Source organism: Rhizobium sp. Root1334 (assembly GCF_001426665.1).
In the GTDB taxonomy this organism is placed as follows: domain Bacteria; phylum Pseudomonadota; class Alphaproteobacteria; order Rhizobiales; family Rhizobiaceae; genus Pararhizobium.
On sequence record NZ_LMEY01000013.1, the window covers coordinates 1 to 20,429 of the forward strand.

The 20,429-nt window shown below is 60.3% G+C and carries 17 protein-coding genes and 1 pseudogene; 14 read left to right on the forward strand and 4 right to left on the reverse strand.

Features of this window, described 5'->3' with window-relative positions:
* From ASD36_RS17170 to ASD36_RS17195, 6 genes are all read left to right on the forward strand, one after another.
* A partial coding sequence (locus ASD36_RS17170) for a TonB-dependent siderophore receptor (RefSeq protein WP_156393878.1) occupies nucleotides 1-1,260 on the forward strand: 1,260 nt, incomplete at its 5' end.
* Between the two features lie 67 nt (nucleotides 1,261-1,327).
* Complete coding sequence (locus ASD36_RS17175; protein ID WP_244489848.1) at nucleotides 1,328-2,314, forward strand: iron-siderophore ABC transporter substrate-binding protein; 987 nt, start codon at nucleotides 1,328-1,330, stop codon at nucleotides 2,312-2,314.
* A 58-nt stretch (nucleotides 2,315-2,372) separates the two neighbouring features.
* Nucleotides 2,373-3,122 carry a siderophore-interacting protein gene (locus ASD36_RS17180; protein ID WP_244489849.1) on the forward strand — a complete coding sequence of 250 codons (750 nt, stop codon included), beginning with the start codon at nucleotides 2,373-2,375 and terminating at the stop codon, nucleotides 3,120-3,122.
* Complete coding sequence (locus tag ASD36_RS17185) at nucleotides 3,119-4,216, forward strand: iron chelate uptake ABC transporter family permease subunit (protein ID WP_060511309.1); 1,098 nt, start codon at nucleotides 3,119-3,121, stop codon at nucleotides 4,214-4,216. Before ASD36_RS17180 ends, ASD36_RS17185 begins: the two co-directional genes overlap by 4 nt.
* Entirely contained in the window at nucleotides 4,213-5,325 is a 1,113-nt protein-coding gene (locus tag ASD36_RS17190) for an iron chelate uptake ABC transporter family permease subunit (protein ID WP_082562827.1), read from the forward strand. Before ASD36_RS17185 ends, ASD36_RS17190 begins: the two co-directional genes overlap by 4 nt.
* Complete coding sequence (locus tag ASD36_RS17195; RefSeq protein WP_060511311.1) at nucleotides 5,322-6,125, forward strand: ABC transporter ATP-binding protein; 804 nt, start codon at nucleotides 5,322-5,324, stop codon at nucleotides 6,123-6,125. The genes ASD36_RS17190 and ASD36_RS17195 overlap by 4 nt, the downstream gene beginning before the upstream one ends.
* Before the next feature lie 26 nt (nucleotides 6,126-6,151).
* Here the strand turns inward: ASD36_RS17195 and ASD36_RS31130 are convergent, their stop codons facing one another.
* Nucleotides 6,152-6,385 (reverse strand): hypothetical protein, encoded by a 234-nt coding sequence (locus ASD36_RS31130; RefSeq protein WP_200954909.1) that lies wholly within the window; start codon nucleotides 6,383-6,385, stop codon nucleotides 6,152-6,154.
* Between the two features lie 45 nt (nucleotides 6,386-6,430).
* On the opposite strand from ASD36_RS31130, the gene ASD36_RS17205 reads away from it, so the two are divergent.
* Complete coding sequence (locus ASD36_RS17205) at nucleotides 6,431-8,512, forward strand: carboxy terminal-processing peptidase (RefSeq protein ID WP_060511315.1); 2,082 nt, start codon at nucleotides 6,431-6,433, stop codon at nucleotides 8,510-8,512.
* Between the two features lie 220 nt (nucleotides 8,513-8,732).
* On the opposite strand, the pseudogene ASD36_RS31490 reads toward ASD36_RS17205, so the two are convergent.
* The 3 genes and pseudogenes from ASD36_RS31490 to ASD36_RS17215 form a co-directional block, all read right to left on the reverse strand.
* A pseudogene (locus ASD36_RS31490) lies at nucleotides 8,733-8,891 on the reverse strand (IS6 family transposase); the annotation flags it as partial.
* 23 nt (nucleotides 8,892-8,914) lie between these two features.
* Entirely contained in the window at nucleotides 8,915-10,369 is a 1,455-nt protein-coding gene (locus tag ASD36_RS17210; protein WP_060511317.1) for an amidohydrolase family protein, read from the reverse strand.
* Between the two features lie 34 nt (nucleotides 10,370-10,403).
* Complete coding sequence (locus ASD36_RS17215; RefSeq protein WP_060511319.1) at nucleotides 10,404-11,093, reverse strand: GntR family transcriptional regulator; 690 nt, start codon at nucleotides 11,091-11,093, stop codon at nucleotides 10,404-10,406.
* A gap of 199 nt (nucleotides 11,094-11,292) precedes the next feature.
* Between ASD36_RS17215 and ASD36_RS17220 the strand changes: the two genes are divergently transcribed.
* The 7 genes from ASD36_RS17220 (at nucleotide 11,293) to ASD36_RS17250 (ending at nucleotide 20,359) form a co-directional block, all read left to right on the forward strand.
* Entirely contained in the window at nucleotides 11,293-12,864 is a 1,572-nt protein-coding gene (locus ASD36_RS17220) for an ABC transporter substrate-binding protein (RefSeq protein WP_060511321.1), read from the forward strand.
* Nucleotides 12,865-12,961: 97 nt separating this feature from the next.
* A complete protein-coding gene (locus ASD36_RS17225; protein ID WP_060503389.1) occupies nucleotides 12,962-13,954 on the forward strand; it encodes an ABC transporter permease in 993 nt (330 codons plus the stop codon).
* Between the two features lie 13 nt (nucleotides 13,955-13,967).
* Nucleotides 13,968-14,897 carry an ABC transporter permease gene (locus ASD36_RS17230; RefSeq protein ID WP_060503424.1) on the forward strand — a complete coding sequence of 310 codons (930 nt, stop codon included), beginning with the start codon at nucleotides 13,968-13,970 and terminating at the stop codon, nucleotides 14,895-14,897.
* A gap of 4 nt (nucleotides 14,898-14,901) precedes the next feature.
* Nucleotides 14,902-16,944, forward strand: a complete 2,043-nt coding sequence (locus ASD36_RS17235) for an ABC transporter ATP-binding protein (RefSeq protein ID WP_060511323.1) — start codon at nucleotides 14,902-14,904, stop codon at nucleotides 16,942-16,944.
* A gap of 9 nt (nucleotides 16,945-16,953) precedes the next feature.
* The gene (locus ASD36_RS17240) at nucleotides 16,954-17,616 is read left to right on the forward strand and encodes a flavin reductase family protein (RefSeq protein WP_060503386.1); all 663 of its coding nucleotides are present in this window, start codon (nucleotides 16,954-16,956) and stop codon (nucleotides 17,614-17,616) included.
* Between the two features lie 61 nt (nucleotides 17,617-17,677).
* The gene (locus ASD36_RS17245) at nucleotides 17,678-18,868 is read left to right on the forward strand and encodes an amidohydrolase family protein (protein WP_060511325.1); all 1,191 of its coding nucleotides are present in this window, start codon (nucleotides 17,678-17,680) and stop codon (nucleotides 18,866-18,868) included.
* 9 nt (nucleotides 18,869-18,877) lie between these two features.
* Nucleotides 18,878-20,359 (forward strand): amidohydrolase family protein, encoded by a 1,482-nt coding sequence (locus ASD36_RS17250; RefSeq protein WP_060511327.1) that lies wholly within the window; start codon nucleotides 18,878-18,880, stop codon nucleotides 20,357-20,359.
* Nucleotides 20,360-20,429: the final 70 nt, after the last annotated feature.

Below are 20,429 nucleotides of genomic sequence, written 5' to 3' on the forward strand. Positions count from 1 at the left end.
CGGTCATCGGTGGTGTCCTTCAGGTTGGTTCTAAGCAACCCGACCCTACCGGAAATCACCGATGGCTATGAAATCCAGCTACACCACTCCCTGGGACACGATCCCAATCCCGATGGGACGACGGACTATTCGAAGGTGGGACGCACCAAACTTAACTGGGCACAGCACAACTCGGTTTTCTCGGTCGATAACAATCTCGAGATAAACTACGACACCGGCGCCCTCCAGCATACGACACTGGTCGGCATCGACTACCGCCGCTTCCTCCGCAAATACGACGGTTACAATGACTATGCCGCGACCCCTATCGATCTCTACAACCCGGACTACAGCGCTACATCACCACGTCCTCCGCTTACTACGCGCTGGGACAACACACTGGATCAGGTCGGCATCTATGCCCAAGACCAGATCGAATGGGATCGCTTCATTTTGACAGCCGGTGGTCGGTACGATTGGTCGAGCATCGACAATAAGACACTGCCGGTAACAGCCGGCGGAACAATGATCCGGGATCAGCAGGATGATGGGGCGTTTACCGGACGGCTGGGTTTGACGTATGTCTTCGACAATGGTGTTGCACCCTATGCCAGCTATTCGGAATCCTTCCTTCCCCAGGTGGGGACCAAATATGACGGAGAATCCTACAAGCCGACGACTGGTCAGCAATATGAGGTCGGGGTAAAATACCAGCCGCAGGGAATGAATGCGCTGTTTACGCTATCGGCCTATCAAATTACCCAGCAGAATGGATTAACCGACGATTACGACCATATCGGTTACTATCTACAGGACGGAGAGACTCGCGCACGCGGCGTTGAATTCGAAGCAAAGGCCGAAGTGATCGATGGTTGGACGGTTATCGGAGGACTAAGCTATACCGACGCAGAATATTTGGTGGATTCTTATAGCCAAGGGAAAAAGACCACACAGCATGCACCTTGGGCAGGTTCTCTGTGGACCAACTACGAAATACAACAAGGCCTTCTCGAAGGGTTGAATATCGGCGCAGGCGTGCGCTACACCGGCACGAAATTCGTCGATGGGGCAAATACTTTGCGGACCCGCGCCTTCACCATAGTGGATGCTGCCGTCAGCTATGACCTCGGCAATCTCCGGCCGGAGCTCAAGGGTACGAAAGCAACCCTGAACATCGACAATCTCCTGGACACCAGCTACGTGTCCGACTGCGGTTATGCGTTCGGCTGCGCCTATGGCAAGGCGAGGACGATAAACGCCAGTCTCTCTTTCAAATTTTAATGCAAGGCCGAGGCGCGCCTGCTCGTAAGCGCGCCTCGAGTTACGAACAATTCCAACCGATAGACATATGATGTTGTTGCTACCCGTCAATTGGCTATTCCGGTCTGTGACGCTGATCATCGCAGCGGCATTTCTGGTAACGGCAGTCGAAGCTCAGGACTTATACCCGGTCACGATCACGCATGCGCTTGGCACGACTATCGTAAGCCGGCCACCGCAACGTATCGTAACCCTCGGCTGGAGCAGCGAGGATGCTGTTTTGGCGCTTGGCAAGATACCGGTCGGCATGCCGCATTATCGTTTTTTCGAGAGCGGCATCTTTCCCTGGAATGAAGAACTGCTGGGCGCGACCCGGCCGTATCTGTTCGAGGGTGATATCGATTACGAGGCGATTGCAGCGCTGCGGCCCGACCTCATCCTCGGTATTTATTCTGGCATCGATGATCTCGCCTACAAGCGCCTTTCCAGCATCGCGCCGACCGTCGCCTACCGGACTGCGCCATGGTCGGCCGACTGGAAGGAACAGATGGACCTGACCGGGCAGGCGCTTGGCAAGACCAGCGAAGCCAGGGCGATGATCGGGAAGACAGCGACGTCCCTTACCGCGATGGGCGGTAGCTGGCCGGTCCTGCGTGGCAAGACGTTCACCTTCGGGACCTATTTTGCCGGCGGATCGGGCGTCGTCGTCTATCTGCCGGATGATCCGCGCGTTGCCGCCTTGTTGGATCTGGGACTCAAGGTTTCCCCGGGCGTCGCGGCACTGTCCGCCGACAATCCCGGTCAAGGCTCGGTAACGGTTGGCATGGAACAGGTCGACCGGCTCGATGCCGATATCCTGATCATGTGGTACGGCGAAGGCGCGCGCGCTGCGGCCGAGGCGCAACCCCTGTTCATGCGGCTCGGAGCCGTCACCCGCGGCAGTTATGTCGCGCTGGAGGATCCTGTTTCGGTATGGTCGACATCGGCCTTGAGCGTGTTGTCTATTCCCTACGGTTTCCCGAGATTCTTGCCGCGTCTTGCCGATGCGGCAGAGCGGGCAGGCAAGGAACGCTGATGTCACATGACCACGAACACGATCACGAGCCCTATCGCGAGGACTATTTTTTTGTGAGGTGACTGCCGTCAAGCGGCTAACGCCGTCGATGATCCGGGTTGTTCTGCATGTCCAGGGCGGCAAGCGATTGATCTCCACCGGGCACCCCGACGAATGGGTCCGACTTGCCTTGCGGCCGGATCCGGAAACGCCGGTGACGCTTCCGGTTTTGATGGGCAACGGCGAGTGGGGACGGCCGGATGGTTCGCAGCATTGCCCAAACCGGCCCTATACGATCCGCCGCTGGAATCCAGATCTTTGCGAGATGCTGATCGATATCGTCGTGCACGAAGGCGGCGTTGCTGCCAGCTGGGCGATGGGGGCCAAGGTTGGCGATATCGTCGGCATCTGTAATCCAGAAGGCCGTTTCGAGCCGCCGGCCGATACGGCGTGGATGCTGCTGATGACCGATATTACCGGGCTCCCGGCAGTCGGCCGGGTTCTGGAAGAGCTGAGCAAAGATCAGCGCGCCATCGTGCATGTCGAGATACCGTCGGCTGCCGACCGTCAGGTGATTGGCAGCGCTGGCGACGTTTCGATCACCTGGCACGAGACCCATGGCCGGAATGAGGGCCGCAATGGTTATACCCAGCTGCCACAGATTGCCCAGGCGATCGAAAGCCTGCCGGACGGGCCGGGTTACATCTACATCGCCGGCGAGGCGCGGGCGGCCTCTGAATGCCGCAAGTATTTTCGCGATCGGCTCGGCTTTGACAAGACGCGGATCGATGCGGTGGGCTACTGGATCGAGGGGCAGGCGCGCGTATGATTACGCAAGTTGTGGAGCCAGGGGCCGATCCGGCCGGACATCCGGCCTCGGTACTGCCGGCGGCTAACCGGCCTTGTGGTGCGAGCACCTCTCAGCTGCGGTTGCAGCGTCTCGCGCTGCTTGCCCTGTCTGCAGCCATTCTGATCGTGTTTTGCATCATCAGCCTGCTGATCGGCGCGCGCCCCGTCGCGTTCTCGACGGCCTTCGATGCCCTGTTCGCCTATGATCCGGTATCTGCCGAACACATCATTATCCGCGACTACCGGCTGCCACGAACCCTGCTGGGCTTATTGTGCGGCGCAGCTTTCGGCGTCTCCGGTGCGCTGATCCAGGCGGCCACCCGCAATCCGCTCGCCGATCCCGGCATTCTCGGCGTCAATGCCGGTGCTGCCTTCTTCGTGACACTGGCCGTCGGTCTGTTCGGCTTCCATGCGGTCTCCAGCCATCTCTGGTTCGCGTTTCTCGGCGCCATCACAGTGACGCTGCTGGTCTATGCGGTCGGCTCGCGCGGACGCGATGGGGCAACGCCAGTGCGCCTGGTTCTGTCCGGCGTGGCCCTCTCGGCCGTGCTCGGCGGCATCGGCTCGTCGATCACGCTGCTTGATCCGCTCGCGTTTGACAGTCTGCGGCTGTGGTCTATCGGCTCGCTTGCCGGGCGCAATATGGATGTGGCGTCCACCGTGGCGCCGTTCATCGTCTGCGGGCTGGTCCTCTCGCTCTGTGTCACGCCTTCGCTCAACGCCATCGCGCTGGGTGACGACCCTTCGCGTGCGCTCGGGGTCAATCTCGTGCAAATCCGCATCCTCGTGGTCATCGCCGTCACCTTGCTTGCCGGTGGGGCAACCGCGGCGGCAGGTCCTATCGGCTTTGTCGGGCTGATGGTGCCGCATGTGGTTCGATGGTTCACCGGGCCTGACCAGCGCTGGATCATCCTCTTCACCATCCTGTGCTCGCCTATTCTGCTGCTGGCGGCCGATATCGCCGGCCGGCTGGTGCTGTTTCCGGGCGAGCTGGAAGCCGGTATCGTCACCGCCTTGATCGGCGCGCCGGTATTGATCGCGCTTGCCCGGCGCACGCGGGCCGGCGGCCTATGACCGAACCCAACCACAATCCATCCCCAGTTCTTCGCAATCGTGTCATTGTGCGGGTAGCCCGCTCCGGCCCAATCGATTTCGGCCGCAGGGTCGCCGCGATCCGGCTGTTTGGCGGGCGGCTCTCGATGCGGGCCGATCTGCGCAGCCTTGGTGCCGGTTCTATCCTGCTGTTGCTGGCAGGGGTGATTGGCACTGTGTCGCTTGCGAGCGGAAAGTTTCCGATCCCGCTTGTCGATGTCTTTCGCGCTTTGTTGGGCACCACTGACGACAATATCCGCATGGTCGTGGTGGAATGGCGGCTGCCGCGCCTGCTGCTTGCCTTTCTGCTGGGGACTGCTCTTGGCCTGAGCGGTGCGATCTTCCAGTCGCTGACCCGCAACCCGCTGGGATCGCCGGACATCATCGGGTTTTCCGCCGGCTCCTATACCGGTGCGCTTGTGGTCATCCTGTTGTTTTCCGGCGGCTACTACGCGACGGCAGCGGGCGCGCTGGCCGGCGGCATCGTTACAGCAGCGGCGGTCTATCTCCTGGCCTATCGGGGTGGTGCGCAGGGCTTCCGGCTGATTGTTGTTGGCATCGGTATCTCGGCGATGCTGGGCGCGCTGAACGCCTGGATGATCCGCCAGGCCGACCTTCAGATTGCGATGTCAGCGGCCATCTGGGGAGCAGGCTCCCTCAATGGTTTGGGCTTTGAGCAATTCTGGCCGGTTTTGCTGATGCTCATACTGATCGTCCCTTTTGTTCTGGTGCTGGCGCGGCCGATGCGGCAGCTGGAACTTGGCGACGATGCGGCCATGGCGTCCGGCCTCAATGCAAACCGTCTGCGCTTGATGCTGATGATCGGCGGCGTCGCGCTGACAGCGATCGTTACTGCGGCGGCTGGCCCGATCGCATTCGTCTCCCTGGCTGCCCCGCAGATCGCCAGGCGTCTTGTCCGTGCAGCCGGCGTCGCATTGGTCCCGGCAGCGCTGACCGGTGGGCTGCTGCTCACCGCCGCCGACTGGGGTGCCCAGCATGGGTTCGGCGTTCAATTGCCCGTCGGCGTCATGACGGTCAGTATCGGCGGGCTCTATTTTTTATGGCTGCTGCTGCGTGAGGCAAGGCAATGACCGACGGTTCCAACAGCAGAAGCAAAAGGCTTCAGGCTCAAAACGTTACGCTGCGCTATAATCAACGCATCATCGCCCAAGACTTGTCTGTCGCCATTCCCAACGGCTCCTTCACCGTCATCGTCGGCCCCAATGCCTGCGGCAAATCCACCTTGCTGCGCGCCCTCTCACGGTTGCTTATCCCCTCGGCCGGCACGGTTATTCTGGATGGCAAGACCATTGCCGGCTACCCCGCCAAGCAGGTGGCGCGCACTGTCGGCCTGTTGCCGCAGACCTCGGCCGCCCCCGATGGCATCCGCGTCGCCGATCTCGTCGCCCGCGGCCGCTATCCGCATCAATCCTTCTTCCGGCAATGGTCACACGAAGACGAGGCGGCCGTCGCCGCGGCAATGGCGGCGACACAGACGATGGAGCTTTCCGGCCGTCTCGTTGACGAACTTTCCGGTGGCCAGCGTCAAAGGGTCTGGGTGGCGATGGTCCTCGCCCAGCAGACGCCGCTGCTTCTCCTTGATGAGCCCACCACCTTCCTCGATATCGCCCATCAGATCGAGCTGCTCGATCTCTGCCAGGACCTGAATGCTGAGGGCCGCACCATCGTCGCCGTGTTGCACGATCTCAACCATGCGTGCCGCTATGCCACCAACATCATCGCCATGAAGGGCGGCGGTATCGCTGCACACGGTCCGCCAGCAGCCATCATGACTGAACAACTGGTCGAGGACGTTTTCGGCCTCCCGTGCATGATCATTCCTGATCCCGTCGCAAACACGCCGCTCATCATCCCGAAGCGCAGAGGGTAAGGCTCCGGCACGGGTAAAGCGGCGCGCTACCGCAAATTTTGCCGCGCGGCCTCATCGAGGATCTGGGTGATGTCGAGATGCGGAATCTGGCGGCCGCGCATCAGTACCTTGCCGTTGACGATGACGGTATCAATATCGGCGGTATTGGCGAAATGGGCGAGCCGGGTGACCGGCCATTCCTGGCGGGGTTGATAATGGACAGGCTCGGCACATCGAGGCAGCGCATTCCTCTGGTTGCCAAAGAGCCATAATTGGTCCACCACCATCATTCATCAAACGGCACGACGTTAAGAATTGGAAGCTGAATGCGTATACACTACGGCTTGCTCGGTCTGTTCCTGGCAATCGCGCCATCCGCATATGCTCTGGAAGCCGGATCGCCGCCCGTCCTGGCTCCACTGCAGCAGCAGGCGCAAGCCGCTCGTTTTAGTGCGCAATTTCTGACGCGGTTCGGCTACAGGCCGGTTCCGCTCGATGATGCCCTGTCGGTCAAGATCATGACTCGGTTCATCAAGTCCCTGGATCCGGACCGGATGCTGTTCCTACAGGCGGACATCGATACGTTCACGGCTGACAGCACAAAGATTGACGATGCGATTAAACGGGAGGATCTGCGGATTCCGTTTTCAATTTTCAATGTGTATGAGCAGCGTGTTGCCGGCCGCATGGAGTACGCGCGCAGCTTGCTCACCCAGAACTTCGATTTCGGTGTGAAGGAATCCTATTCCTTGGTGCGCGATGAAGCCCCCTGGCCGCGATCTCAAGCCGAAAGCGATGACCTCTGGCGCAAACGCGTCAAAGGCGACTGGCTGCGGCTAAAACTGGCAGGTAAGACGGACGCGGTTATTCGCGATACGCTCGCTAAACGCTATCAAAACTCCCTCGATCGCGCTTTCAAGTACAAGAGCGAGGACGTTTTCCAGGCATTCATGGATGCCTATACGACGTCGGTGGACCCGCACACGGACTATTTCGGCGCAAGGGCCGCGGCTGAGTTCGACATTTCCATGAAGCTTTCGCTGGTGGGGATCGGTGCGGTCTTGCAGGAACGCGATGACTACACGACCATCCGTGAACTCGTGCCGGGTGGGCCGGCACAATTGTCCGGCAAGCTTGCGGTCGGAGACCGCATTACAGGTGTCGGTCAGGGCAAGGATGGCCCGATAAAGGAAGTGCTGGGCACGCGCCTTGATGAAATCGTGCAACTAATACGGGGGAAGAAAAACTCCGTCGTACGATTGGACATCTTGCCAGCAGACGCCGGGCCGGATGGCAGCCACCGCGTTATCAGCCTGACGCGCGATAAGATAAGCCTCGAAAAGCAAGCTGCCAGGAAGACCATCTTGGCAGTAAAGGATGGCGACGCAACGCGCAAAATCGGAGTGATTACGCTTCCGGTGTTTTACGAAGACTTCGAAGCGCGGCAGAAAGGCGACCCGGATTACAAAAGCGCCAGCCGCGATGTCGCCAAACTTCTTGGAGACCTGAAACAGGACGATGCCGACGGCGTTGTGATCGATTTGCGCAACAACGGTGGCGGGTCGTTGAGCGAGGCGATCGAACTGACGGGACTGTTCGTCGGCAAAGGCCCGGTGGTTCAGCAACGTGGCGCCGACGGTAAAGTTGAGGTCGGGAGAGGTGATCTTGCCACACCTGCATGGACCGGTCCGGTTGGTGTTTTGATCAATCGCGGCTCCGCATCCGCCTCCGAGATCTTTGCCGCAGCGATACAGGACTACGGCCGTGGTGTGATTGTCGGCGAACCCAGTTTTGGCAAAGGCACCGTGCAGACGGTGGTCAATCTTGACAAGGCGGCCCACAACATCAAGCCGAAATTCGGCGAGCTGAAATTGACGATTGCGCAGTTTTTCCGCGTGAACGGCGGGACGACACAGTTGCGCGGCGTGACGCCTGATATCAGCCTTCCGGGCCTTTCGGACCCGAAGAGTTTTGGTGAAGCGAGCTACGACAATGCTCTGCCGTGGATACAGATCAAGCCTGCAAACTACGCGCCTGCCGGCAACTTGACGGCTTTGCTGCCGCAACTGCAAAGCCGCCATGATGCCCGGGTGGGAAATGATCGGGATTTCCAGCGCTTTGTGGAAGACATTGCCGAATTGAAAGCGCAGCGCGAAAAAGGGGCAGTCTCTCTCAATCTTACCGAGCGCCGAAATGAGCTGGCTGCTCAAGCATCTCGTCAAAAAGCGCGTGCGCAAACAAACGATGGGGTGGATCTTGGCGAGGATGACGGCCTGGAGGCAAACGAGCGCAGCCTGAGCGCTGATATCGCGATCGAAAATGCCCGCAAGAACGTAAAAGATGTTTTGCTCAACGAGGCCGCCGCCATTCTTGCCGATGAAGCGGATTTGCAGAAAAGCATGCGATAGGCAGCCAGGCACAACCGAGGAACAGGTGGAAAGGTTCTTTCCGGATCGGCTCTGGACAATTTTGTAGAGAACATAACCGTCCTGGCCGGCAGCATGCCATGGCCAGTGCTTCTTGCAGTTGATGGAAATGACCAGCTCGGCGAGATGCCAGATATCGTTTGCCTATGCACTTTTGTACAGCGAGCGATCGGCATAATCCGGACCGAACTTTCTGGCCAGCTCGGATGGCTTCGTAGGAAACGGCAATGCCACGCTCCATCAACATCTCCCCTGTCATGCGCAAGCCCAGCGAAAAACGGAAGTACAGCCACACCGGGTATGCGATGATCGACGGTGGAATATAGCCACCGCCGCTCGTTGTGTCAGGCGGGTCAGTCATTCCGGCCAGCTCACATATGACGCTCAAGGCGTATCGACTACCCGCCGGCTTGTGCGCCAGTAGGATGCCGGCTCAGACCAGAGTTGCGTCATGCCCACGCGCTCGAAAGCCAATGCCTGCTCGTGCGCGGCCTCATCGAGGATTTGCGGGATGTCGAGATGCGGAATCTGGCGGCCGCGCATCAGTACCTTGCCGTTGACGATGACGGTGTCGACATCGGCGGCATTGGCGAAATGGGCGAGCCGGGTAACCGGCATTCCAGGCGGATACATGTGCGCCTTTCGTGCATCCACCAGCACGATATCGGCCTTCTTGCCTGTCTCCAGCGAACCGAGATCCTTATCCAAACCGAGCGCGCGCGCTGCATCGATGGTCGCCATCTCGAGGGTCTTGCCGGGCGGCATATAGTCAGGATCGCGGAAGTGACGGCGGTGATAGTGCATGCATTGCGCCATGTGGCGGAACATATCGTAGCCCCGATCCGGCGCGGCGGCGTCCGAGCCGAGGCAGACCGTAATGCCGGCGTCGATCAGTTCGGGAACGGGGCAGCGGCCATAGATGGACATAATGGCGCTGGGGTTATGGATGATCGACGCACCGGTTTCCTTCAGTGCCTCGAAATCTTCCGGTGTCAGATCAACGCTGTGACCCAAGAGTGCAAACCGGCTGAGCACGCCAAGGTCGCGCGCAAGTGCGATCGAACCGTCACGATGTCCGTCCTGGGTGAAGAGGACATTCTTGCGCTGACGCAAGGCCATGACGGCGTCGCCCATCTCCCGGACGTGGCGTAGGCTTTCTACGTCGCCAACATCCTTGGCGTAATAGACCGGCATTGTCAGCGACACACCGGTCCTCCGTTCGAGTACGTCGTCCCAGCGATCGATAAGGGTCTCGCAAACCTCCAGCTGACGTTCGAAGGAAACCGGCGCGTCATGGCTTTGGCCATCGTCACCGAAACGCCGGTAAGTGCGCGGGTAGGGAGGACGGCCGGGGCCGACTGCGAGGATCGTGCGCAGGCCGGACTCGACCGTTGCGTTGCAATGGGCATCGCCGAAGGCAGGGTCGTCGGTGCGCATGATGTCGGCGCCGCCGCCCAGCAGGGTCATCGCCGTGGTGACGCCGCCCTGCAGCCGCTCCAGCAACGTCAGGCGAGCTTCGGCGCGCCAGAACGCGGTAGTCGAGCCGCGTGCATAAATTTCCTCGCAGACCTCGAACCATCGGTCGACATCACCCGAACCCGCTGACCGGACCAGGCCGTGTCCGGCGTGGGAGTGACTGTCGATCAGGCCGGGCATGGCGATCATGCCCGAGCCATCGATCACCTGCCTTGCGCCTTCCGGTGGCGCTTCGCTGGCCTCGCTTCCCAATCCGGAAATACGATCGCCCTTGACTGCGATCCAGGCGCGGTCGATGACGCGTCGATCCTCATCGACAGTCACGGCGGTTACGTTTCGCAGCAGGATGTCCGGCTGTTCCATGGTCTTGCCTTTCAGATGATGGTACGGGCGCGGATCAAAAACCGAGAATGTCTTCCAGATCCCGGGTGACGACGCGGTCGGTTTCCAGATCGAGCTGGTTTTCGATATGAGCGAGATGGTGATGCATGACGGCAAGCGCCTGCTTGGCGTCGCGGGCGACGATGCAATCAACGATCGCATTGTGCTCGTCGGGGCCGCAATTGTGGACGTCTTTCTGCTGGTACATCGCCATGATCAGCGACGTCCGGGAGATGAGGTCGCGCAAAAGGTCCGTCAGGATTTGTGACTGCGCGAGTTCCGCAATCATCAGATGAAACGCCCCGGAGAGCCGGATCGCAGAGGCAACATCGGCATTCGCATGCGCGTTGCGTTCTTCCTCGACATGATCGCGAAGCTTGTTGATCCCGGCAGCGTCGATGGTGACGCATAATCTTTCGACCAGCCGCTCCTCGATGGTGCGGCGGGCGAAGAAGACGTCGCGCGCCTCTTCGATGGAAGGTTTGGACACAAAGGCTCCCCGGTTAGGAACGAGCGTAATCAGTCCGTCGCGGGCAAGGTTCTGCAGCACCTGGCGAATGCGCGCCCGGCTTGCGGAGAAGATTTCCGAAAGCTGCTCCTCTTTCAGCCGCGTACCGGGGCTGATCTGCCGCTCGGCTATGGCGTTCCACAGCCTCTGGTAAATCTCCTGATCCGTCGCGGGCCGTTTCCCGGCTTCCATATCCATCCAGCATCCCTCCCAAGCTGCTACTGAAAATTGTGTCTGCAAGTCATCGACTGAAACACGAACCGTGTCAACATTTTTGTCAACAAACATTGTTGACAATTTTATTATCGAATGTCAGCAATAAAGGCAGGAGCGATATCCGCCGCCGGAGGAACAGGCGTGACGAGATGACCGCGCTCCGACATTGGGAGGAATTTACATGAGGAAGTTGCTGCTCGCCGCATCCACGGCGTTCCTAGTTCAGTTCAGCGCCCCGGCGTTTGCTGCCGAGCATACGCTCCGCTACGCCTCGGCTGGCGATATCTACGGGCTTGATCCGCAATCCACCACGGACAGCTTTTCGATCAATTTCCTGATGCACATCTACGAACCGCTGGTGCGCTACAACAGGGAACTGAAGATCGAGCCGGCTCTGGCTACATCCTGGGAAATCGTCAAGCCGGACGTGATCCGCTACAAGCTTCGCCAGGGCGTCAAATTCCACGACGGCTCGGATTTCACGGCTGATGACGTCGTCATGTCGCTGATGCGCGCCACCGACGACAAGTCGCCGATCAAGGGCAACCTGCCGGCACTCAAGTCCGTCGAAAAGATCGATGATTACACTGTCGAATTGCATCTCAGCGGCCCAACGCCACTGCTTAACAACTATCTGACCAACATCGCGATCTTTGATGCGCAGTGGCTTGAGAAGAACAACGGCGTCAAGCCGGTCAATGCCGAAGTCGGTGAGGAAGGCTACACGACCACCCATGCCAACGGCACTGGTCCCTTCAAGCTCGAGAGCCGCCGCCCGGATGCGCAGACCGTGCTGACTGCCAATGAAGGCTGGTGGGACAAGCCGGAACACAACCTGACGAAGATCGTCCATACGCCGATCAGTTCGGATGCAACCCGTGTCGCGGCATTGCTCTCCGGTGAGGTCGATGTCATCACCCCGTCGCCACTGCAGGATGCCAAGCGTATCGCCGGTTCGCCGGGCACCAAGGTGCTGGAATCGCCCGGCCTGCGCACGATCATGATGAATTTCAACATGCGCGACAAGTTGGCTGACGGCAATGTCGAGGGCAATCCGTTCAAGGATGCCCGCGTTCGCAAGGCCGTCTATCTGGCTATCAACATGGACCTGGTGCGCGACAAGATCATGCGCGGCAAATCCCGTAACGCCGGCATGCTGGTTGCTCCGGAAGTGCCGGGCTTTGACGAGAAGCTCAACCAGCGTTTTCCCTATGACACGGCTGCCGCCAAGGCGCTGCTGGCAGAGGCAGGTTATCCGGATGGCTTCCAGTTCAACATGAACTGCCCCAACGATGCCTATGTCAACGACGAGGAAGTCTGCCAGGCAATGACGGCGATGCTGGCTCAGGTCGGCCTTAATGCCAAGCTTGTCACGGAAGGCCGCACGCTGCACTTCAAGAAGGCGCAGGAAGGCCAGGCGGACATGTTCATGCTCGGCTGGGCGACTTTGCCGATGCTCGACGGCTTCAGCGTGCTTTCCGCCATGTTGCATTCGCCGGAAGGCAAGCTCGGCACCTGGAACCCGGGCGGCTACAAGAATGCCAAGGTCGATGAACTCACGAAGAAGATCGATGTTGAACTCGACGAGGCCAAGCGGCGCCAGATGATGGCGGAAGCCTTCGCTATCTCCGAAGAGGAAGTGGCGTGGCTGCCATTGCACCAGCAGCCGCTGTCCTGGGCCGTGCGTGACAATGTCGAGGTGGTTCAGACCCCCGACGATCTGCTGCGCCTCTGGTACGCCCGTATCAAGTAGTCGAACGGGTCTCCGCTTGTAACTCAGGCGGGGACCCGTCCACGACTGGCCGGGCCGCGCAGACGCGGCGCCGAGTGATCCCAAGGGAGTTGGGTCGATGTTTGTATTCCTCGTTCGCCGTCTTTTTCAGGCCGTGATGGTCATGCTCGCCGTGGCGTTCATTGCCTTCCTGATGTTTCGCTACCTGGGCGATCCCGTCAACAATATCGTGTCGCAGGATGCCACTCAGGAACAGCGCGAAGAAGTGCGCCAGCGGCTGCATCTGGATGATCCGATGATCATGCAGTACGGACGGTTCGTCGCCAATGCAGCCCAGGGCGACTTCGGCATGTCCTACCGCAACAGCCGTCCCGTGAGCGCTTTGCTTGCCGAACGCCTGCCGGCAACGGCCGAACTGGTGCTGGTGGCAGCGCTCCTGTCGCTGGTTCTTGGTATTCCGCTTGGTATCTACACCGCGCTGAAGCCGCGCGGGATCCTCAGTCAAGGGTTGCAGATCCTGTCCCTGATCGGGATCTCGCTACCGACATTCGTCACCGGTATTCTGTTGATCCTGATCTTTTCCGTTTGGCTCGGCTGGCTGCCATCGTTCGGCCGCGGCGAGGTCATCGACATCGGCTGGTGGTCTACCGGTTTCCTGACACTCAGCGGTATCAAGGCGCTGATCCTGCCGTCCTTTATGCTCTGTCTGTTCCAGCTGACGCTGATCATGCGGCTGGTGCGGGCCGAGATGATGGAAGTGCTGCGCGCCGACTATATCAAGTTTGCCAAGGCGCGCGGACTGCGCAACAAGACGATCCATTTCCGCCATGCGCTGAAGAACACCCTCATACCCGTGGTCACCATCTTCGGGCTCCAGCTCGGCGGCCTCATTGCCTTTGCTATCATCACCGAAACGGTCTTCCAGTGGCCGGGCATGGGCGCGCTGTTCATCCAGGCAGTCAACTTTACCGACGTGCCGGTGATGGCGGCATATCTCGTCATGGTCTCGCTGATCTTCGTCATCATCAATACCAGCGTCGATCTTCTCTACAACGTCATTGACCCACGCCTCCGCGCCGACCCGACCAGGGCGAGCGGACGTGGCGCCTGAAGGAGACATGGCCATGAGTGACACATCCTTCACCGGGCGGCTGCGCAGCTTTGCCGACAGCGACCTGTTCTATAGTTTCCGCCGCTCCAAGACGACGGTAATCGCCTCGATCGCGCTGGCATTGCTGGTTTTCTTGGCAGTCTTTGCGCCTGTGATTTCGCCCCATAACCCCTTCGATATCGCCGGGTTGAATCTGCTCGACAGCGAACTGCCACCATCCTGGCAGGAAGGCGGCAATCCCGCCTACCTGCTTGGGACGGATACGCAGGCACGCGATGTCTTGTCTTCTCTGCTTTACGGCTTGCGTATCTCACTGCTGGTCGGTTTCGCCAGCGTGATCCTGGCGGCCGTCCTCGGCGTGTTCCTCGGTCTTGTCGGCGGTTTCGTCGGCGGCATTGCCGATGCGATCATCATGCGCATCGCCGATGTGCTGTTGAGCTTCCCGGCGATCCTCGTCGCTCTCCTCATCAACGGTGTCATGCGTGGCATCCTCCCGGCCAACCAGCAGGATAGCGCGGCAATTGTCGTTCTCGTTCTGTCGATCGGATTGACGAACTGGGTGCAGTACGCGCGCACGGTGCGCGGTTCGACACTCGTCGAGCGCCAGCGGGAATATGTTCAGGCGGCTCGTACCATTGGTGTCGGCCCGCTGCGGATCATGCTCACCCATATCATGCCCAATGTGCTTGGCCCGGTTCTGGTACTGGCCACCATCAACCTCGGCATGGCGGTGCTCACGGAGGCGACGCTGTCGTTCCTCGGCGTCGGCATGCCAGCGACCCAGCCGTCACTCGGCACCCTGATCCGCGTCGGCAACGAATATCTGTTCTCGGGCATCTGGTGGGTGGTGATCTTTCCGTCGGCGACGCTCGCCGTACTCGTGCTTGCGGTCAACCTGATCGGTGACTGGCTGCGCGATGCGCTCAATCCGAAACTGAGGTGATCCCATGGCTCTGCTTGAAGTCGAAAATCTCAAGGTCGAATTCCCCACGCGCAAGGGTGTCCTGACCGCCGTCGACAGCGTCTCCTTCTCTGTCGAACAGGGAGAAATCCTCGGTGTGGTCGGCGAGTCGGGTGCTGGAAAGTCGATGACCGGCGCTGCTGTCATCGGCCTGCTCGAGCCACCCGGCCGGATCGGCGGCGGCCAGATCCGCCTCGACGGCAAACGCATCGACAATCTGCCGCCAAGCGAGATGCGCAAGGTTCGCGGGCGCCATATCGGTGCGATCTTTCAGGATCCGCTGACCAGCCTCAACCCGCTGTTTACTGTTGGCGAGCAGTTGGTCGAAACCATCCGGACGCACCTGCCGATGTCTGCGGCCGATGCACGCAAACGTGCCATCGAGTGGTTGGCGGAAGTGGGGATTCCAGCTCCCGACAAGCGCTTCGACCAGTATCCGCATCAGTTCTCCGGCGGCATGCGCCAGCGCGTCGTCATTGCGCTTGCGCTTTGTGCCGAGCCGCGTCTGATCATCGCCGATGAGCCGACGACCGCGCTTGACGTTTCGGTTCAGGCGCAGATCATTGCGCTGTTGAAGCGCGTCTGCCGCGAGCGCAATGCGGCGGTGATCCTGGTGACCCACGACATGGGCGTGATTGCCGAAACGGCAGATCGCGTTGCCGTGATGTATGCCGGGCGTCTGGCCGAAATCGGGCCGGTTGCGCAGGTACTGCAAAAGCCGAGCCATCCGTATACAGCGGGTTTGATGGGCTCGATCCCGCGTATCGGGCCACGGCCGGACCGGCTGATCCAGATCGAAGGGTCGATGCCGCGCCTGACCGATATTCCGAAAGGCTGCGCCTTCAATCCGCGCTGTCCGAAGGTTTTTGCCAATTGTCATCATAATCCGGCCCGAACTGCGGCAGATCGCCGATGGTGCGGCCGCCTGTCTGCTCTACGAAGGGGTGACGCAATGAACGCCATGCCGACAAGTTTGAAAACCGCAGACAATCGCACTCTTTTGTCCGTGAAGGGGCTGAAGAAGCATTTCGCGATGACAAAGCCCTTTCTCAACCGGCTCATCGAGAAGGAGGAGCCGCAGTCGGTAAAAGCCGTAGACGGCCTTGATCTCGACATTCCCCGAGGCCAAACGCTGAGCCTTGTCGGCGAATCCGGCTGCGGCAAGTCGACGGTGGCGCGGTTGATCATGGGGCTCTCCACGCCCTCTGGCGGCAACATCACGTTCGATGGCATCGATATTTCCCGCGCGCCTGCCGGGAGCCCTGCTGCCGTTCGCCAGCGCATGCAGATGATCTTTCAGGACCCGTATGCCAGCCTCAACCCGCGCTGGCGGGTTCGCGACATCATTGCCGAGCCGCTACGCACCTATGGTCTGAGTGGCTCCCGCGAGGAGGAACGTCGCGAAGTTGATCGCCTGCTTGAATTCGTCGGCCTGAATGCCAAGGATGGCGACAAGTTCCCGCACGAATTCTCCGGCGGCCAGCGCCAGCGTATTTCAATCGCCCGCGCCATCTCGACCAAGCCGGAGTTCCTGGTCTGCGACGAGCCGACATCAGCGCTCGACGTTTCGGTCCAGGCGCAGATCCTCAATCTGATGCGCGAGATGCAGCGCGAACTGGGGCTTACCTATCTGTTCATCAGTCACGATCTGGCTGTCGTCAACTTCATGTCGGATTGGATCGGCGTCATGTATCTTGGCCGTCTGGTCGAGGTTGCACCCGCAGCGGAACTCTTCAATAATCCGCAGCATCCGTATACGCGGCTGCTGCTCGACACGATCCCTGATCTTGGCATGTCAAAACGTGACCGGACCCCGGCTGCCGGCGAGGTGCCCAATCCGATCAGTCCGCCGCCGGGTTGCCATTTCAACCCGCGCTGCCCGCTTGCCAACGACCGTTGCCGCAGCGAAGCTCCGGTGCTTCGGGCCTATGCAAACGGTGGGCGTGTATCCTGTCATGCGGCCGAAGAGGGACGCGGACCTGCCATCGTTCCGGCAGGCATGGAACACTCCACGCAGACAGCACCTTGAGAGGGTATGATGGATTTCGATTTTACCGAATTGCCTGAGAAGGATCGCTACCGGCTGCTATGCAGCTTCGTCGGCCCGCGTCCCATCGCGCTGGTGACCACCATTGATGAACACGGCTGCAATAATGCCGCGCCGATGAGCTTTTTCAACGTCTTCTCGCACGAGCCGCCCTTGCTGATCCTTGGTATGCAGACCCGCCCCGATGGAACGGCCAAGGATACGGTCGCCAACATCCGGCGCTCGGGCGAGTTCGTCGTCCACATGGTCGATATGTCGATTGCCGAGGAAATGATCGTGACCGGCATCAATTTTCCGAGCGACGTTGATGAGATCGAGTTTGCCGGACTGACCAGCGTGCCGTCTGTCAAACTGGCGGCCCCCCGTATCGAGGAAGCCCCTTGCGCGATGGAGTGCCGGGTGTCGCAAATCCTCGATTATGGACGCCGAACCATCGTCATCGGCGAAGTCGTGCAGATGTATGTGCGCGACGAATGCCTCGATGAACGCGGCCACTATGTCCGCCCGGAGGTCTATCAGCCGATCGCCCGTCTGCATGCCGACAACTATATCGTTGCCGACAATCAGTTCGTGCTCAAACGCCCGGCCGAGCTCTTACATCACGAGGAAGCTGCCGGTTACGGCGAGCCAAAGCCGGAAAAGGCAAACGCCTGAAAAATCGCGCCGGACGCCCGGCTCCGGCATGACGTAGGTGAAACAGACGAGCGGTGCAGACATGACAGAACTTCTTCTCAAGAACGTCAGGCCCTTCGGCGGCGCCGTGACCGACATCCTCATCCGGGATGGCCGCATTGCCCGGATCGGCCTTGGCGACGCTGGTACGGTCGCAATCGAGGATGGCGGCGGAGCGATCGCTATTCCCGGCCTGATCGAGGCACATGCGCATCTCGACAAGTCGTTGTGGGGTATGGGTTGGCAAGTGCATCAGGCCGGGCCTACGCTGGAAGACAAGATTTCCACCGAGCGCCGCCTGCGCCGCGAATGGAACATCGACCCTGCCCGCCAGTCGGCGCGGCAGGTGGCTCTCGCTGCCTCCCACGGCACGACAGCCATCCGCAGCCATGTCGATATCGATACCGACCAGAAGCTCTGGTGCTTCGAAGGTGTTTCGGCAACGCGGCAGCGTTTTCGCGATGTGATGGACATCGAGATCGTTGCTTTCCCGCAATCAGGCCTGATGATCCGGCCCGGCACGCTGGAGCTGATGGACGAGGCGCTTGCCAATGGCGCGGACGTCGTTGGAGGCCTTGATCCATGCGGCATTGACCGCGATCCGAAAGGCCAGCTCGATGCGATCTTCGGCCTTGCCCAGAAGCATGGCAAACCGATCGACATCCATCTGCATGAAGCGGACGATCTCGGTGCTTTTTCGATGGAGATGATCATCGAACGGACCCGCGCGCTCGGCATGCCCGGCAAGGTCACGATCAGCCATGCGTTCTGCCTCGGCATGGCAAATCGGGCTCGGGCAGCCTCCCTTACCGAACAGTTGGCGCGCGAAGACATTGCCATTGCCACCACAGCCCCAGCGTCACGCGCCGTGCCCGCGGCCGCCGAAATGCGCGCCGCCGGTGTCCGTCTCTGCGCCGGCTCAGACGGCATCCGGGATACCTGGGGTCCTTACGGCAATCTCGACATGCTGGAACGTGCGCTGTTCATCGGCCTGCGCAACAATTTCCGCCACGACGCCGACGTCGAATATGCGCTTCAAATCTGCACTCAGGGCGGCGCCGATGTGATGGAGCTTGAAAGCTACGGCCTGCACGAAGGTGCCTTTGCCGACATCGTGCTGATCGATGCCGAAACCGTGGCCGAGGCGGTCGCCGCCCGTCCAAAACGCAAACTTGTGCTCAAGCGCGGCAATCCGATCGCCCGTGATGGCCAGGCCCTTTTCACTGTCGAATGAGAATTTGAAATGACCGAAACGCTGCTTCTCACCGCCCGCTGGATCGTTGGCCACGCCGATGGCCGTCACTGCCTTTACCCAAATGGCGAGGTTGTCGTTTCCGGCGACCGCGTATTGTTCGTCGGCCATGGTTATGAAGGCCCGGTTGCCCGCCGCATCGACTATGGCAATGCACTGATCGGCCCAGGCTTCGTTGATCTCGATGCCCTCTCGGACCTCGACACGACGGTACTCGGGTTCGATAATCAGCCGGCGGTGAAGAAAGGCCGCATCTGGCCGGATACTTACATGGAAAGCGGCCCCTTCGAAATGTATTCCGAAGAGGAACTGGCATTCCAAAAGCGCTATGCCTTCTCGCGCCTGATCCGCTCAGGCATCACCACGGCACTGCCCATCGCCTCGTTGTTCTACCGCCAATGGGGCGAGACGGTTGGTGAGTTTACCGCAGCGGCACAGGCCGCTCGCGATCTCGGCCTGCGTGTCTATCTTGGGCCGGCCTATCGTTCCGGCAATTCGCTGGTGCGCCGCGACGGTACCATCGACTTTCATTTCGACGAGGATCGTGGCTTCAAGGGCCTTGCCGATGCCGCAGCGTTTTGCCGGACATTCGAGGCGCAAGCGAACGGCCTGGTCCGGACCATGCTGGCGCCGGATCGCATCGAGACCTGTACTCCCGACCTGCTCAAGCGATCGGCCGCCTTTGCGGAAGAACTCGATGTGCCGATCCGGCTGCACTGCTGCCAGTCTCCGTTCGAATACCAGAGTGTATTGAAGCTGCGCGGCATGAGCCCGGCCGAATGGCTCGAGAGTCTCGGTTTCCTGTCGCCGCGCGCTATCCTGCCGCATGGCACCCATGTCAGCGGCCGCAACGGCATCGACCGGCCGGGCAGGGACCTCGAAATCCTGCGCGACGGCGGCGGCACGATCGTCCATTGCCCGCTGGTCTCGGCGCGACATGGCAATGCGCTGCAGTCGTTCCGCAAGTACCGCGACATGGGCATTCGCATTGGTCTCGGCACCGACACCTATCCGCCGGATATGTTCCTCAACATGCAGGTCGGCATGATGCTCTGCCGCATCGAGGAAGGTGGAACGGAAGGTTGCCGTTCCGAGGATTTTTATGACGCCGCGACCCTTGGCGGCGCCGATGCGCTCAACCGTCCTGATCTCGGCCGGTTGCAGGCTGGATCCGCCGCCGACCTGATCGTCGTCGATTTCGATGATCCATTCATGGGGCAGACCATCGATCCGATTCAGACCTTGATGCTGAATGCTTCGGCGCAGTCCGTACAGACGGTGATGATCGGCGGCCGCTTCGTCATGGAGAATGGCGTCATTCCCGGCGTCGATGATCGCGCCTACCGGAAGCGCGCGCAGGAGCAATTCGAAGGCGTCGTTGCCAAATATCCGCTGCGCACGTTCAACCACCCGCCGGCCGAGGAAATCTTTTCGTCGAGCTACCGCAGGATCGATCCAGCCTCTGGCAGTTAACGCCGGCGTCCCTGCCGATGCCGATTTTCGCGTTCGACCCCTTCTGTATACATTCGGTGGGGTTGAGTGC

Coding starts and splice junctions, on each gene's coding strand:
- ASD36_RS17175 (WP_244489848.1), top strand. CDS start 1,328: ATGATGTTGTTGCTACCCGTCAATTGGCTATTCCGGTCTGTGACGCTG.
- ASD36_RS17185 (WP_060511309.1), top strand. CDS start 3,119: ATGATTACGCAAGTTGTGGAGCCAGGGGCCGATCCGGCCGGACATCCG.
- ASD36_RS17190 (WP_082562827.1), top strand. CDS start 4,213: ATGACCGAACCCAACCACAATCCATCCCCAGTTCTTCGCAATCGTGTC.
- ASD36_RS17195 (WP_060511311.1), top strand. CDS start 5,322: ATGACCGACGGTTCCAACAGCAGAAGCAAAAGGCTTCAGGCTCAAAAC.
- ASD36_RS17205 (WP_060511315.1), top strand. CDS start 6,431: ATGCGTATACACTACGGCTTGCTCGGTCTGTTCCTGGCAATCGCGCCA.
- ASD36_RS17210 (WP_060511317.1), bottom strand. CDS start 10,369: ATGGAACAGCCGGACATCCTGCTGCGAAACGTAACCGCCGTGACTGTC.
- ASD36_RS17215 (WP_060511319.1), bottom strand. CDS start 11,093: ATGGATATGGAAGCCGGGAAACGGCCCGCGACGGATCAGGAGATTTAC.
- ASD36_RS17220 (WP_060511321.1), top strand. CDS start 11,293: ATGAGGAAGTTGCTGCTCGCCGCATCCACGGCGTTCCTAGTTCAGTTC.
- ASD36_RS17225 (WP_060503389.1), top strand. CDS start 12,962: ATGTTTGTATTCCTCGTTCGCCGTCTTTTTCAGGCCGTGATGGTCATG.
- ASD36_RS17230 (WP_060503424.1), top strand. CDS start 13,968: ATGAGTGACACATCCTTCACCGGGCGGCTGCGCAGCTTTGCCGACAGC.
- ASD36_RS17235 (WP_060511323.1), top strand. CDS start 14,902: ATGGCTCTGCTTGAAGTCGAAAATCTCAAGGTCGAATTCCCCACGCGC.
- ASD36_RS17240 (WP_060503386.1), top strand. CDS start 16,954: ATGGATTTCGATTTTACCGAATTGCCTGAGAAGGATCGCTACCGGCTG.
- ASD36_RS17245 (WP_060511325.1), top strand. CDS start 17,678: ATGACAGAACTTCTTCTCAAGAACGTCAGGCCCTTCGGCGGCGCCGTG.
- ASD36_RS17250 (WP_060511327.1), top strand. CDS start 18,878: ATGACCGAAACGCTGCTTCTCACCGCCCGCTGGATCGTTGGCCACGCC.